This window comes from Candidatus Enterococcus ikei (genome assembly GCF_017316105.1).
Taxonomy (GTDB): domain Bacteria; phylum Bacillota; class Bacilli; order Lactobacillales; family Enterococcaceae; genus Enterococcus_L; species Enterococcus_L ikei.
The window spans coordinates 17394-31966 of record NZ_JAFLWD010000014.1 but is presented as its reverse complement, the minus strand read 5'-3'; the positions used below and the strand labels follow the sequence as shown (position 1 = coordinate 31966).

The following is a 14573-nucleotide window of genomic DNA, read 5'->3' as shown; positions in this document are numbered from 1 at the left end:
TGATCTTCCTTTCTAAAATGCATCTAAAGCAGCAACTTTTTTATCATTGGGCACTTGCCTGATTTCAATATCAACACCTGTATTTACTAATTCTTTGACCAGTATTTCTTCATCAGGCGTAATATTTACAGCTTTAGAAATATTTCGTGTCCCTTCTCTAACTTTCATTCCACCTAGATTGATGTGCTTGATTTCTGGACAAGCTTTAGCTAATTTATAAGCATCCGCCACACTTTCTACCACGATAAATAACTTATATTTATCAGTTACGCCACTTTGCAACGCACTGATTGAATCCTCAATATTTTTGATCACTAATTTTACGCCAGCAGGTTTCGCTAATTTGATAGTTGTTTTGCGAATGTCATTTTGCGGCACATCGTTATTAGCAATCAAAATACAATCTACACCCAAACTTTGCGTCCAAGAAAAAGCTACTTGTCCATGTAATAAACGGTGGTCCACACGTACTAATTTAATCATGATTGATTTCCCTCCTATTTTAAAATTCTTCTTCTTCTTCTTTTACTTTCAATAAATTACAATACTGAATCGTTTCTTGAGAAGTTTTTATTGCTTGTATAATCAACCTTTCCAAAGAGACTGCATTTTCTAATTGGGTATACATTTCAATCAATAAAGACAAATTCAATCCAGAAACTAAATGCACATTTGGATATTCAACATACTTAAAAAACTCATTGTTCACACTGCCGCCAAAAATATCCGTGATCACCAGCAATTCATTTTCTTGATTTTCACTAATAATCATTTCTACTGTTTGCCCCAGATCAAATTCTTCTTTCATATAGGCACAAACAACTTCAACATTCTTCGACTGGCCGCAAATCAGTTCCAAAGACGTTCTAATACCTTCTGCAAAATTCCCATGTGTTGCCAAAATAATTTTTCTTGCCATCCTGCTCACCTCACTTACACTTTATTAATAGCAAAAAGAGTGCCAACTTTAGTGGCACCCTTCGTCTGTTTATTAAAAATCACTTTCATCACTGATATATTCAGTATTCTCAAACAAAACATCATGGACATAAGAAAGCTCTGAATCTGGAATATTGACACTATACACTTTCTCTATGACACTAAACGCCTCTTTGATGTCCTTCAGCTCTTTTTCATGACACTCCTGCAACATGTCAAAACCACTGTAGATTTCGATTGGTACATTGCGGATCAATCGTTCTACCAAGCAGCTTACATGGACATAGAGAGCTAATTTTCGATCATTGGTGATCCGATGCCCCCAACGCTCTTCCAACTGCTTCATAAACCCTTCGATCTGTTCAATAATTTTTTCTGTGTCCAAAATCGTCACAGATTGAATCACACGATCCAACGAAAAATTACGAATCAGCTGATTACTAAAATCTTCCTGAGAATCCAATACTAGATCATTTTTTAGCCATTCCAATAAACGTTCGATCCCAATCCCTGCAATCAAATCTTCTAATGAAATAAACGGCACATTTTCCACGATTGGGTTCGCTGTGCCAACAATACCAAGCACATTATATAATGAAAAAGCTTTTTCAAATTCAGCGGGGGTACGTAGTTGACGGAATTCACAAGGAACAAGTTTTACTTCACTATTATCAGGTAAACTTTTTTCAAGTAAGTTACTGATTTGAACTGCTGTTCCAATCCCTGTAGCACATGTTGTGATAATGATTTTTTCTTTTCTTGTTTGCGGCTTAATGATTTCCCATTGGTAATGATGGCTGTTTATCGCTTTGGCTGGAATTTCAGCAAGTTGTTGTTGCCTCTGGATTCCTTCCCCTACAGCAATTGCTAAACTAGTCGTTACATTATTCATCAAAATTATTGGCGCTGTAGTTTCTTTAGAGAAATACCGATGAATTTCTTTTAGTGACCCCATATCAAATAAAATAATCAATCCATTTGACGTATCATTTCTTTCAATATACTGCATCATTTTCTCTGCAATTTTCTTTGGAGTAACATCTAATGGCATATCAAAAGATTGAAACAACAGTTCATTCAGCATTCGATTGGCCACATTAGCAATACTACTAGCTGTTGCATAGCCGTGGGCAACGATCAATGCTTTAGGATAGGACGTTTCTTTGGTATAACCTAAATTATCAATATAAACGGATAAAATAATTCGATCCATACTTGAAACCTCAATATCCAGTGACGTTTTGACTAAATTTAGAATCTGCTCTGCATAACGATAACTGTTTGGTAGCTTGGCTTTAATATCAAGTAACAAGGTTTCGATCAAGTGAACCATTTCAACTTCTGGTAACCATTCCACATAACGTCGTTGGAATAAATAGTGACTGATCGCATAAACCAAGCTACCATTGAAGCTAATTTGATAAGCCAATTCGATTTTTTCTAACATCTGCCGCACATGCTGTGTGATAAACAACAACATTTCATGCTTTTGGTCTCTTTTTGTTTCAAATAATAAGTAATCAAAAAGATAATCAATTTCCTTAGAAATCAAACCGACCGAAGCGTTGATTTCTGATTGATTATTAACATAGGTCAAGAGGATTTTTTCATAGCTTTGGATGATTCTTTTTTGCTCCGGTTCGCTTTCTTCAAGTAAATAGTCCAAACTGCTTTGACCATCGATTTTTAAAAGTGATTCTGATTCTGAAAAAGTGGTCTCCTGGTTTTCTGTTAGTAAATAATTAGGTAAAGAATGCAAGGTAATTGGTATTTGTGTGTTTTCATGATTTACAGTGAAGCTTTTTGCTGTAATGATCTTGATTAGGTTTTTTAATTCCCCTACATTACCTTTATATGAACGATTTTCTAAGATGTTGATAACTTGTGGTGACACGATCAAAGTTTTTAGAATGGTTTGCTGTTCTTCAAAAAAAGAACGAATAATCAATTGTTTTCGCTCCGCCTGAGTCCGTTCATTTAAAGCTGGAATCTTGATTTGAACAGGAATTCGTCTTAAAAAAGTGGTTAAAAAAGTACTGCTTACCTCTTCTGTTGTAGCAAAAGCTAGTCGGCAATGAACAGCGATTGGTTGATTACTTTCACCCATTTTATAAATAATTCCTTGATCTAGAAAAGTGAATAATTTTTCTTGTCCTTCTGCGCTTAATCGATGCACTTCATCCAAAAATAAAAAACCATCAGCTGCAGCTTCAAATGCTCCTATTTTGTCAATATCTGCGCCTGTAAATGCACCTTTCACATGACCAAATAAATGGCTCGTCAACAGCTCCGGATTATCTGCGTACTGAGCGCAATTCACTGTGATAAATGGTGCGTCACTATTTAATAAATCATTGGCTAAACAAAATTGATAGAGCAACTGAACCAGATAACTCTTCCCTGTACCACTCTCCCCAGTTAAAAGCAGCGGCAAGCCACCGTTCGGATAGAATGCGGCCATTTTTAACTGCTCGATCGTTTGAGCTAGGCTGCCACGATTCCCAATCACATTCTGAAAAAAATCTATTTTCTTATCAAATATTGGTTTTTCCTTTTCAATCTCCGATAAGTTTTGGTAAAAAGAATTACTCAGCGGATAGTTTTGCAGCTCAAACGTTTTTTTATGAAAAAAGTAGACGGGACGTGTATTGACTTTGACTAAGATTTCCTCGTCTGCCAGTTGATTTAAATAATGGCTCGCTGTATTTCGTTTGATTGAGAACTTTTCAGCGATATCAGCTGCCGAAAAAATATCGCTTACATTTCCAGGGTTGAAAAAAGATGTTTGATTTTTTAAGTATTCTAACAATTTTTCTTTTAACATATAATCCCTCCTTTCTTTATCATAGCGAAAGTTTTTGGAAAAATATATCTCTTTTTTCATCAGATATAAAAATTATTTTCTTATTCTGACGATACGTTGACTATTTGGTCAAAAAGGTAATTATTTGGTTCATAGTTTGAAAAACACTATTTAAAAGCATGATATAATTACTTTACACATAATTCACTCATACAATAAACCCCTGAAGAGTGTGGATTCTTCAGGGGGCTTTTTTAATTAAAAACTGCATTATTTTTTCACTCGTCTTGTTCAGCCATAAAACTGATAACGGAGAATCTCAAAGAAAACCTATAATTTAACGTTTATGGCGCAAAGTATGTACTGCAAAATAAAAAAATACTCGCATAAATGATACCAGGTCGTTAACATATAAAAGTTTAAATATTTTACTTTATAATAAAGCTGTTGAATTTAGAAAGTATTTTTCTAAATCCAACAGCTTTATCGTTAACTATCCAACATCATCTATCAAAAAATACACTCAATCATACCTTTTACGCTTAGAAGAGGACGGGATTCCTAAAGCTTCTCGATATTTTGTAACTGTTCGGCGAGAGATCTCGATTTCTTGTTCTTTTAATAAATCTACCAATTTTTGGTCAGACAACGGTTTGGCTTTATTTTCATTATCGACTAAGGCTTGCAATTGTTTTTTTATACTACCAGTTGATGTCTCTTCCCCAGTGCTCTCATTTGATAATCCATGAGAAAAAAATGAACGCAGCTCAAAAACACCAAATTCTGTTTCTAAATATTTCCCATTTACTGTACGGCTAACTGTTGATTCATGAATATTCAATGCTTCAGCAATTTCTTTTAAAGTCATGGGTTTCAGCGGTCGCTCATCATCAAAGAAGAATTCCTGCTGGCGTTGAACAATTTCTGTACCGACTCTTAAAATCGTATCACCACGTTGAATAATTGTTTTTTCTAACCATTCAAATTCATTTTTCTTTTCCTTGATGTACTCTTGAACTTCCTTATCTTCTGTCGCTTCCATTCGTTCAAAATAAGCTTGTTGAAACTGAATTGTAGGTGTGCCGTTTTTATTGGAAAGAATCTTTATTTGGTTTCCTTTGATTCGTACCGTTAAATCTGGACGGATATAAAGTCCTGTAGTGGCTTCAAAAATACTTCCAGGAGCTGGCGTCAAAGTTTGAATATAATCAAAAATCGTTTGAATCTCTGATAACTCTACTTCAAACTTTTTAGCAATCAACGCCCATTTACGATTAGCCAAGTGATCAAACTCTTCTTCAATGACGATATAAGCTAATGCTGGCGCTGTATCATCACGTTCAATCTGCAGCAACAAACATTCTCGTAAATCTCTCGCACCCACACCGGCTGGATCTAACTGTTGGATCAAGGTCAAGGCATCTAACATCTCGATCGCTTTTGCCCCTGTCTTTGCTGTGGCTTCATCTAAATCAATCATTAAATAACCATTCAAATCAATATATTCAACCAAAAACAACACCAGCGTTCGAAGATATGTATCGCGATAGTTTAAGTGAATCTGATCAATTAAATATTCAAACAATGACACATGATTATCTGGAATCTGATTTAAATAATTATTTTCTTCATTGTTGTATGTCCGGCTTCCTGTATTTGGAAGATCGTTATAATTAGTATCCGTTTGAACGTCAATCAATGGATTTTCCAGTGATTTTGCTTCTATGTACGAATAAAGCTCCTCTGAATTATACTGTAAAATCTGGATAGACTGTTGTAATTGTTGGGTCATGGCAAGTTTTTGGACTTGTTTTTGTTGTTGTGATAAATGTTGTTCAAATTTCATTAATTTTGTCCTCCCACTTGTAATTTATCGAAATATCAGCTAAACTAATAAACGTGCTTGCGCCCTTAGTGTAGTGGATATCACGTAAGATTCCGGTTCTTGAGACGGGGGTTCGATTCCCTCAGGGCGCATCTTTTTGTTTAGCCTCTTACATATAAAAATTATAGCATAATTTAAATGTAGATGTATCCATAATTTATTACATAATTAAGCTGATTTGAATCGAAGTGATTTAGACGTTTCAAACAGTGATTATCTCGTTTAGTATTGGGATTTCAAAGACATAGGCTACACCTAATTGAGGTGTAGCCTATGTCTTTTTTTAGTTTCAAAAAAAGATATTTTTATTTAATCCCTCTCAAAGTTATCATTTTTCTATCCGTTTCATCTAAAAACTGATAAAAAGCCATCGTTTGCTTATGTTATTATATACTTTGACAAATATTTAATGAGGTAGTTGATAGTAATGAGTCAGCGTCATACAAAGCTATTAGTTATTTCACTTCTTTTAGCTCTCACAGAATTTAGTTTTTATCGTTATTTTAATCAAATTACAGCTAATAATTATCAACTCTGCTTTCAAATCATCACTATTATCCAAGGGGGGATATTTTTATATTTCCTGCTCTCATTTCTTCTGCTATTATTTATTAATCACACAACTAAAAAATAAAATATATAGCTACGTTCTAAAAAAAAGAGTACAGGGATTTTTATGTCCTCTACTCTTTTTTACTTTTATAAAACCATCGCCTCAAGTTCAAAACGAATCTTACTTTGTAATTTTTGAATATTTTCGATTTCTAATCTTTCTTCATCTACTTGGTATTTTTGTGCGATAGAATGATTGTAGGAAATAATATAGCTTACAGCCCATAACCTTGGATTTTCAATGATTTCATCTGCTAATGGATACAAAAGTGCAAAATGCAATCTAATTTCTTCCATGATATCTACTAATAAAATCGGGTCATCATTGATCAATTCTTTTTCTAAAAATAGTAAAATTCTTTGATAAGCTGCGCTGTCCAGCGGTGTACCGACTGTTGCTGGAACAACTGTGTATTTTTTATCATCTCTCCATAAAAATTCTACTTCTTCTTTGAAGTGAAGACTCGCAAGTTCTTCTAATATCCACGATCGAACTAGATTATGTACCCGATCATCCAATAAAATCTTTTTACCAATCATAATAAATTCATCTTGCGGTAATTTTCCAGCCTTTTTTACTATTGCCAATTGTTCATAGTAATTATGTGCATTTAAACAATCTAATTCCTCTTTTAATTCTTTGATTTTACCGACTTCAAACTGCTGATACATCAATTCAACGTGGCGGATTTTCTTTTTTAAAGAAATCAACTTTCTCATTTCACCACTTTGTTCCATCAAAATCCGCTCGTTAATAATGCTATGTGCCTGAATAAACATATTATTTTTGATCAATACTTGTATATAAAGCTCCATGTAGTCTAGATAAGCAAAATACTTTTCTTTCATTTCTGAAGCTAAAGACAATGCTTGCTCATTTTCACCCACTTGTAAATACGTATTTACAAGAACCAAATTTAATGGAAAATCTTGCTGAATCGAATAAGCTTGTTCAAAACAATCAACTGCTTCAATCAAATTATCTCGTTTTACTGCTTCTTGTCCCAACTCAATAAACCGTTCATAGTTCTTTGGAAATGGAATTTTATTTGTCAAAAGAAGCACCACCTTCCTAATGATTATTTCTTATGATAAAACGCTTGTCTGCTTAAGTGATATCACAAAGAAATAGTGTGTATACGTCAAAAAGGAAAAACGTTTACCTGAAACTAAATGTCTCCAAAAAATACAGCTGACTACTAGTATAGGTTTCTAATAATGATAGCTGTTTCAGGTTGTCCTTGCGTTTTTTCTGCTTTTTCTATCAATGTATAGCCAACATAAAATTCTTTTGTCAACTCATCTTGTACTTTAAATTCTGCAACTTCTTCTACGTGAAAAGCGTTTGGTTCAACTTCTTGAACGCTCTCCCATCCAGTATCAATAAATACTTTTGTATTATCCTCGATGGTATCATTTGCTTCTAACTCTGCCACAATTTTCTTTAGTTGTGAAAAGGTCATTACTTCTACGCGATTATCCATTGTACTGCCTCACTTTCTATTGTTTGATTCACTATTGCTTTACCCCGACAACAATAAACAAATACTTTTTTACACCTTTACTTTTTCTCCACTATCATCATAACCTAAAATCTATTTTTATAACACTTAAAATTATAAAGAAGAGGTTGGAATATCACTCTATGAGTCATATTCCGACCTCTTGAAAATCCTAATACATAGTAGAAACAGAAGTAAATCCCTCTTATTTCTTGAAGTTAAACACTTCCGTCCCAATCTCTTTTTCCATCTTGAACTATTCTTTTATCAATTCGCCATCTTCAATACAATAAACACTGTCACTCCACTTAATCATCCTCGGATCATGAGTGACCATGATTGTTGCTTTTTGCTTTTCATGTGCTTCTTTTGCTAAAATTTTGACAACTTCATAAGCATGCTCGGTATCCAAGCTGGCCGTTGGTTCATCAGCTAAAATCAAGCTTGGTTCATTAAACAACGCACGAGCAATTGCCACTCGTTGACGTTCACCTCCAGAAAGGTCACTTGGGAATTTATGAATCAATTCTGAAATATCTAAAGAAGCTAATAATTCATCCATCCGTTGTGTTTCTGATTTTTTCTTTTCAATTTTGTCCACTAATGTGAATTGCTTTTCCACAGTTAGAAATGGAATCAAATTAGATGACTGTAAAATAAAGCCGATTTCTTCAAAACGAAGTCTTGAGCGTTTTTTTTCATTTAAATGAGTAAACTCTTTCCCGTTGATCACGATATGACCTGATGTAGGGGTTTGTAGACCTCCAGCAATTGTTAGAAAGGTACTTTTTCCTGAGCCAGAAGGACCAATGATACTAACAAATTCTCCAGCTTCAACCTTCAAATCAATCCCTTTTAACGCTTCAACCTTTGCATGTCCTTTACCAAAAGTTTTACGAATACTATCCATTACTAAAATATCAGCCATTTTTTTATCCTCCTATCGCTTTCATTGGGTCAACATGAGTCACTGTCCGAATCGAGAAAACACCGCCCAAAACAGCAACAATAATCAAGACTAGACTATAAATCATTAAATTGTTACTATCTAATGCAAAAGGCATAGCAGCTGGCAAGATTAGATTTGTCAACAAGGTCAAAACTACACCAATCGCTACTCCGATTACTCCTAAAATAAAGGTTTGAGCTATGATCGATTTTATAATATACCCATTTGAAATACCTTGCGCTTTCATGACACCGAATAAGCTAATTTTTTGCAAGGTCATTACGTAGATAAAAATCCCGATGATCGCAGCCGTAATCACAAACAAGAAATAAATCATCGCATTCAACGTGAGATTTTGTTCACTATAACCAGGTAATTTTTGAATAAAATTTTCAATATCGTATTTTGCTAAATCATTGTTCTCCATTTTCAACTTGATATCTTTTGTTGGAGTATCTCGGACGATGATTCCATTGATCGGTGCTTGATTTCCTTGGATGATCTTGCCAAATTTAAGTTCTTGCCATTGATCAATAGATGTATAAATCAATGGTACAATACTAAAACTGTTTTCATTTGTTATACCGACAACCTTTAACTCTTTATCAAGTTTTCCGATTTTGACAGTATCACCTAAGTTTACTCCTTTGTCGACTAAGTTTTTCGGGATGATAATTTCCCCTAGATTTTCAAAATAGCGACCTTCAATCAGTTTAGGTCTGATCGAACTATCCTTGTTCACTCCAAAAAGAGAGATATTGATTTTGTCCGTTTCTTTATTTTGTCCAGTTTTGTTTAAAGCTCCTGCGTATTGTCCTAGCGGTTCTTTTTGTTTTGCGTCTACATGATTTAAATCATCCATCACTAAGCTGGAAGCATTCAAGCTCTTATTCGCATCTTCTGATAAAACGATGCTGGTTGCTTCCCATTTATCAACACCTTGTCGTACTCCTTGGGCCAGTCCATTTGCCAACCCAGATAACATAAATGCAACATAAGCAACTGACACGATAACACCAATCACCAATGTGTATCGAAGCTTAAAATACTTCATTTCTTCTAATCCTAAAAACATTGCTTCCACCTCTTTTTTATCAATCGATAAAAAAATGCTCAAAAAAACACTTTTTTATCACTTGATAAAATATTACCATAAAAAAAAGAATTAGCAAACTTTTTTATCAAGTGATAAAATACTGCTAATTCTTTTATGATATAACTCCGTGTAAAACCATTTCTATCAAATCAGTAATTTGCTCTGATCGCTCTTTTTCAGTAGAAAGTTGGTGGACTGTTGCGAATAACAATGACAAACTCATAAGATAAAATTGAGCTGCTTTTTTAGAAGAAACCTTGCTGCTTAGCGGATCTTTACTTGATTCAAAAATTGCCTGCAATGGCTTTAAATAATAATCGTTCAATATATAAAAGAGCTGTTGTTTGTTAACTTGTTCCATTTCAGCCGCACTTTGATGAATAAAAGAAAAAATATCTCTGTGATAGACATTTAGTAAGGCCTTTGTACAATCGATCAATTGTGTTTCGATGGGATTTTCTTCTTTTGCTATTTGTTCCATCTCACTTTTTAGTTGACTGCCAATTTGTTTATTGATTTCGATAAATAAACGTTCTTTAGTAGAAAAATGGTAGTACAGTGCTGGTTGTGTAATATTTGCCGCTTTAGCAATATCGCGAGTCGAAGTATTTTTATAGCCATTTTTTAAAAAAAGTTCCTTCGCAGTTTCCAAAATCAACTGATGGGTCACATCAAAAACTTTTTCCTTTTTCACGGTCTACCTTCCTTCCCAATCTCTCACATGATTACGTTTTTTGACTTTAAGAACTATTTTAAAGCAAAATCATGAAAAAAGATAGTGAGTTAAGCAATTAGTACAAAACCAGTTTACCTTAGTCTACACTTCTTTAATGACTATTAGATGTCAATTAACTTGGATAACTATAGTTATTGAAATCTAATAACGTTTACATTACAGTTGATGATCTTTTTGAAATAAATGATCGTTTTTTGTAAACCAGGAAACAAACATTTAACCTCCCTTTTACAGACTAATTAAGCTAGTTGTGTTTAAATACTAGTTGGTCTTAGAAAATACCAGATTACTTTTAAACAAAATTTTTAACTTTTAAGGAGAGTTTTTTTGAAAAAGAATACATTCATTACTTCATTGTTACTTAGCTTCCTCACTCTTTCTACTGGTTTATCCCTAGGTGATCAAGCCTTTGCAACCCCGGCTGAACAAACAACAACTTCAGAAAAAATTATTTCTGATTCTTCACAGAAAATATCAAAATTAAAAGAAACCCAACAGAAATTTTCAGAACAAAAAAATAAAAAAAAGAACCAGTTAGCAACTCTAGAAGACGAAATAAAAAAAGTTCAAATAGATATTGATCAATTAGAAGAAATCGAGTCAATTGGAATGATTGCTAAATCATCTGAAAAAGATAAAAATCAGACAGCTCCACTTTACATAGAATTTTCATCAATCAGCGTTAAAGATAACAAAATAGCCCGTCCTATCGATGAAAAAAAAGCGCACTTGACGGATTTAAAACAAGCGTTTGATCATTTAAACTTAGAAACAGAAACAATTACAAAACAACAAACAGAACTTACTAAACAAGAGAGTCAACTTTCTGAAAAAATTGCCCAAGCAAAACAACAAAAAACTGTACAAGAACAACAAAAAGACACTCGCACAGCGATTATTGCTGCTGCAAAAACACATCTTGGTAAGCCATATGTCTATGGTGCAGCTGGACCTGATGCTTTCGATTGTTCTGGTCTAGTTCAAGTTGCTTTTGCTACTGCTGGACGTTCTTTAGGTAGAACCACGGTTGACCAAGAAACAGCTGGCGCTACTATTTCAGTGTCAGAGGCGCAAGCTGGTGATTTAGTTTTTTGGGGTAGCCACGGCGGGACTTATCATGTAGGTATCTCAACAGGTGATGGTTCATATATTCATGCACCTGTTCCTGGCGATGTCGTACAAGTTGCAACAGTTGCTTCCTATGCTCCAGATTTTGCTGTACGCATTTTATAAATTATATCCAAGAAAAAACACTAATATAACAAAAAGGATAATATATTTAACAAAAAAAGGTTTAAACATAAAGTTTTTATCATTTTTTTATAAAAATCAAGAAATTGTTGAGAATTATGAGAAAGTGTGGTATTTTGTTCTTGTGTGTAATTTGATTTGTGTTCCCTCCATCAATTTGATGAGGGAATATTTTTTTGCTATTTACCAACAAGAGTTATTCATTCTACCATGCTGATTGCGATGTTCCCTTCTGTTAAAAGAAGAATCTCTTGAATTTTGCCATTCTTTTTGATCCTCAGTTGTTTCTTCCTCCGTTGATTCAGCCAATTCATCATTTGTAAGTCTCATATGCCTTTTATAGCGTTGCTTCATTTCCAATCGATTATCTTCTCTTCCTACAGCCTCCGTCACTGTAACAACTCCTAATATGCCTATAAATAATAGGACCAATATTCCACTAAAAATTTTTTTATTCATTTTCATTCCTCCTGACTTTTCTTTAGTTTACTTGTTAATTGTGTCAAATATGTGTCGAAAAAAAATTCCCTAAACTCAAGATTATTGACTATAATAAGGAGAGAAAATAGGGGGAAATAGTATGAAAAATATTTTGATCGTTGACGATCATTTGCAAATCACAGAAGTCCTAAAAGAATATATTATTAAAGAAGGATTCTCGCCAATCATTGCGTATGATGGCCAAACCGCTTTAGATCAATTTTTTGCTCATTCCATCGAGCTGATTTTACTGGATGTCATGCTGCCAAACTTAGACGGATTTGAAGTTTGTAAAAAGATAAGAGAAACCTCAAATGTGCCGATCATCATGATTACAGCAAAAGGTGAAGATTATCACCGCATCATGGGGCTGGATATTGGTGCGGATGACTACATTGTCAAACCCTTTTCTCCAAGTGAAGTCATGGCAAGAATCAGAGCTATATTAAGACGCATCGAGCGTACCGAAGAAAATCAACATACCATGGATCAGTTGCATTATGATAATTTAATTGTCTATTTAGAAGAAAAAAAAGTAACGATTGAACAACAAGAAATTGCTTTGACAAAAAGAGAGTTGGAACTTCTTTGGCTGCTTTTAGCTCATCAGGAAAAAGTGTTTTCCAGAGATAATTTATTAGATAGTTTATGGGGCATTGATTATTATGGCGATGCTCGAACAGTCGATACTCATATCAAACGATTGCGTGCTAAATTAGATGAAGTTGCTCATCCAAATTGGGAGATTGCTACAGTTTGGGGACAAGGTTATAAGTTTGAGGGAAAAAATGAAAAATAAATTAACTAGAAAACTCATCCTTTATTTTTCTCTTACACTTTTACTTTTTTCACTAGTGATCGGTATTGCATTTGGACTATTATTTTCTAAACAAACAGTCACTATTCATACCGAAGAAATGACCCGACGTGCAGTCATTATTGCAGATTCTCTAACTGATTACTTTTCTGAACAAAAAGAATCGACCCAAGATAGTCAGTCCTCCATGCATGGTATGATGGGCTCCAGTTCCTCAATGAAAATGAACATGGGCTATTCGTCTTTTCTTAAGTTCATGGATCAATTAGCGATGGATGATATTTGGATCGTAGATGAAAACGCGGATACTATCACAGTTGGTCACGGTATGCATAATAAAGAATACAATGAATTACCAACAAATGCCCGAGACGTCATAAAAAAAGTCTATGCTGGTAAAACAACTACCAGTAATGCATTTAGTAATTTTATTGGAGAACCTACCGTTACTGTTGGTACACCCATTAAAAATGACAAGGGTGATGTTTTAGCGGTTGTCTTACTTCATTCTGCTGTATCCAGTGTTCATAAAGAAGAAAATCAAGGCTATTTATTGCTGTTTATTAGTATTTTGATTGCCTGGATCATCGGACTGTTACTTTCAATCCTATTATCAAAAAAATTCATCGCTCCAATCAATAAAATGAGTACCTTTACTGAAGAACTTGTTGTAGAAAACTATGACGAATCCTTGGATATTGTTGAAAATAATGAAATCGGCCAGCTAGGAGACAAATTAACTGTTTTAAAGAACCGACTTGCTGAAGCAAAATTTCAGAGAGAAAATCGAGAACAAGCGCAAAAGAATTTCTTATCTACGATATCTCATGAATTACGAACACCAGTCACAGTCATTCGAGGCTCACTTGAATCGTTGAATGACGGATTGATCGTTCAGCCAGAAAAAATCAAACAATACCATCAGCAGCTTTTAGCTGAATCCATTGTTCTAGAACGACTTGTCAATGACTTGCTGGAATTATCTAGACTAGAAAATCCTGAGTTCACAATTACAATGGAACCTGTGGCTATCAATGATATTTTAACCGATAGTTTGAGAAGTTTACGCATAAAAACAGCAGAGAAAGAACAACAATTGCTTTTGGAAAATCTAGTTAAACAACCAATCATAGTCAACGGAGATTACGGTAGAATCCGTCAGCTATTTGTCATTTTAATTGAAAATGCCATCAAATTTGCTCCAAATCAGTCAATCATTACTGTTCAAACCATTACAGAAACCGATCATATGATTGTCAGTATTCATAATCCTGGTTCTTATATTTCTCTCAAAGAACAAAAAGAGATCTTCCAACGCTTCCATCAAGCTCATTCAAAAGAACAATTAGATGGAACCGGACTAGGACTTGCGATAGCAAAAGAAATAGCTGAAAGACATCACTTTATCTTGACAGTCGACAGTGACAAAAAAACAGGAACTATCTTTTATGTTAAAATTCCCTTGAACTAGTAAAAAACAGATGAAGCCATCCGTTCTCGGAA

At 34.1% G+C, this 14573-nt stretch carries 13 protein-coding genes and 1 tRNA gene; 4 read left to right on the top strand and 10 right to left on the bottom strand.

Going from position 1 to position 14573, the window contains the following annotated elements:
* Nucleotides 1–12: 12 nt before the first annotated feature.
* The 4 genes from JZO69_RS06730 to rpoN all read right to left on the bottom strand — a co-directional run bounded on the left by JZO69_RS06730 (nt 13) and on the right by rpoN (nt 5588).
* Nucleotides 13–483, bottom strand: coding sequence for a PTS sugar transporter subunit IIB (locus JZO69_RS06730; RefSeq protein ID WP_207112128.1), 471 nt, complete (start codon nt 481–483; stop codon nt 13–15).
* Between the two features lie 19 nt (nt 484–502).
* A complete protein-coding gene (locus tag JZO69_RS06725; RefSeq protein WP_207112127.1) occupies nt 503–919 on the bottom strand; it encodes a PTS sugar transporter subunit IIA in 417 nt (138 codons plus the stop codon).
* 72 nt (nt 920–991) lie between these two features.
* A complete protein-coding gene (locus JZO69_RS06720) occupies nt 992–3763 on the bottom strand; it encodes a sigma-54-dependent transcriptional regulator (protein ID WP_207112126.1) in 2772 nt (923 codons plus the stop codon).
* A 502-nt stretch (nt 3764–4265) separates the two neighbouring features.
* Nucleotides 4266–5588 (bottom strand): RNA polymerase factor sigma-54, encoded by a 1323-nt coding sequence (gene rpoN / locus JZO69_RS06715; RefSeq protein WP_207112125.1) that lies wholly within the window; start codon nt 5586–5588, stop codon nt 4266–4268.
* A gap of 59 nt (nt 5589–5647) precedes the next feature.
* On the opposite strand from rpoN, the gene JZO69_RS06710 reads away from it, so the two are divergent.
* Nucleotides 5648–5719: transfer RNA gene (locus tag JZO69_RS06710), tRNA-Arg, on the top strand.
* 607 nt (nt 5720–6326) lie between these two features.
* On the opposite strand, the gene JZO69_RS06705 is transcribed toward JZO69_RS06710, so the two are convergent.
* From JZO69_RS06705 to JZO69_RS06685, 5 genes are all read right to left on the bottom strand, one after another.
* On the bottom strand, nt 6327–7304 hold the full coding sequence (locus tag JZO69_RS06705) for a hypothetical protein (RefSeq protein WP_347401575.1): 978 nt from the start codon (nt 7302–7304) through the stop codon (nt 6327–6329).
* A 134-nt stretch (nt 7305–7438) separates the two neighbouring features.
* Nucleotides 7439–7723: a hypothetical protein gene (locus JZO69_RS06700; protein WP_207112123.1), complete on the bottom strand. Its 285-nt coding sequence runs from the start codon at nt 7721–7723 to the stop codon at nt 7439–7441.
* A 274-nt stretch (nt 7724–7997) separates the two neighbouring features.
* Complete coding sequence (locus tag JZO69_RS06695) at nt 7998–8669, bottom strand: ABC transporter ATP-binding protein (protein ID WP_207112122.1); 672 nt, start codon at nt 8667–8669, stop codon at nt 7998–8000.
* 4 nt (nt 8670–8673) lie between these two features.
* Nucleotides 8674–9765 (bottom strand): ABC transporter permease, encoded by a 1092-nt coding sequence (locus JZO69_RS06690; RefSeq protein WP_207112121.1) that lies wholly within the window; start codon nt 9763–9765, stop codon nt 8674–8676.
* Between the two features lie 133 nt (nt 9766–9898).
* Nucleotides 9899–10480: a TetR family transcriptional regulator gene (locus JZO69_RS06685; RefSeq protein WP_207112120.1), complete on the bottom strand. Its 582-nt coding sequence runs from the start codon at nt 10478–10480 to the stop codon at nt 9899–9901.
* A gap of 369 nt (nt 10481–10849) precedes the next feature.
* Between JZO69_RS06685 and JZO69_RS06680 the strand changes: the two genes are divergently transcribed.
* Nucleotides 10850–11755: a C40 family peptidase gene (locus JZO69_RS06680; protein ID WP_207112119.1), complete on the top strand. Its 906-nt coding sequence runs from the start codon at nt 10850–10852 to the stop codon at nt 11753–11755.
* A gap of 201 nt (nt 11756–11956) precedes the next feature.
* Here the strand turns inward: JZO69_RS06680 and JZO69_RS06675 are convergent, their stop codons facing one another.
* Nucleotides 11957–12232: a hypothetical protein gene (locus tag JZO69_RS06675; RefSeq protein WP_207112118.1), complete on the bottom strand. Its 276-nt coding sequence runs from the start codon at nt 12230–12232 to the stop codon at nt 11957–11959.
* A 121-nt stretch (nt 12233–12353) separates the two neighbouring features.
* Between JZO69_RS06675 and JZO69_RS06670 the strand changes: the two genes are divergently transcribed.
* Nucleotides 12354–13052, top strand: coding sequence for a response regulator transcription factor (locus JZO69_RS06670; RefSeq protein WP_207112117.1), 699 nt, complete (start codon nt 12354–12356; stop codon nt 13050–13052).
* Nucleotides 13042–14541 (top strand): sensor histidine kinase, encoded by a 1500-nt coding sequence (locus JZO69_RS06665; RefSeq protein ID WP_207112116.1) that lies wholly within the window; start codon nt 13042–13044, stop codon nt 14539–14541. Before JZO69_RS06670 ends, JZO69_RS06665 begins: the two co-directional genes overlap by 11 nt.
* The last annotated feature ends 32 nt before the right edge of the window (nt 14542–14573 follow it).

Bases quoted from the DNA above. Each gene is read 5' to 3' on its own strand.
- JZO69_RS06730 (WP_207112128.1), bottom strand. From the start codon at position 483: ATGATTAAATTAGTACGTGTGGACCACCGTTTATTACATGGACAAGTA.
- JZO69_RS06725 (WP_207112127.1), bottom strand. From the start codon at position 919: ATGGCAAGAAAAATTATTTTGGCAACACATGGGAATTTTGCAGAAGGT.
- JZO69_RS06720 (WP_207112126.1), bottom strand. From the start codon at position 3,763: ATGTTAAAAGAAAAATTGTTAGAATACTTAAAAAATCAAACATCTTTT.
- rpoN (WP_207112125.1), bottom strand. From the start codon at position 5,588: ATGAAATTTGAACAACATTTATCACAACAACAAAAACAAGTCCAAAAA.
- JZO69_RS06700 (WP_207112123.1), bottom strand. From the start codon at position 7,723: ATGGATAATCGCGTAGAAGTAATGACCTTTTCACAACTAAAGAAAATT.
- JZO69_RS06695 (WP_207112122.1), bottom strand. From the start codon at position 8,669: ATGGCTGATATTTTAGTAATGGATAGTATTCGTAAAACTTTTGGTAAA.
- JZO69_RS06690 (WP_207112121.1), bottom strand. From the start codon at position 9,765: ATGTTTTTAGGATTAGAAGAAATGAAGTATTTTAAGCTTCGATACACA.
- JZO69_RS06675 (WP_207112118.1), bottom strand. From the start codon at position 12,232: ATGAATAAAAAAATTTTTAGTGGAATATTGGTCCTATTATTTATAGGC.
- JZO69_RS06670 (WP_207112117.1), top strand. From the start codon at position 12,354: ATGAAAAATATTTTGATCGTTGACGATCATTTGCAAATCACAGAAGTC.
- JZO69_RS06665 (WP_207112116.1), top strand. From the start codon at position 13,042: ATGAAAAATAAATTAACTAGAAAACTCATCCTTTATTTTTCTCTTACA.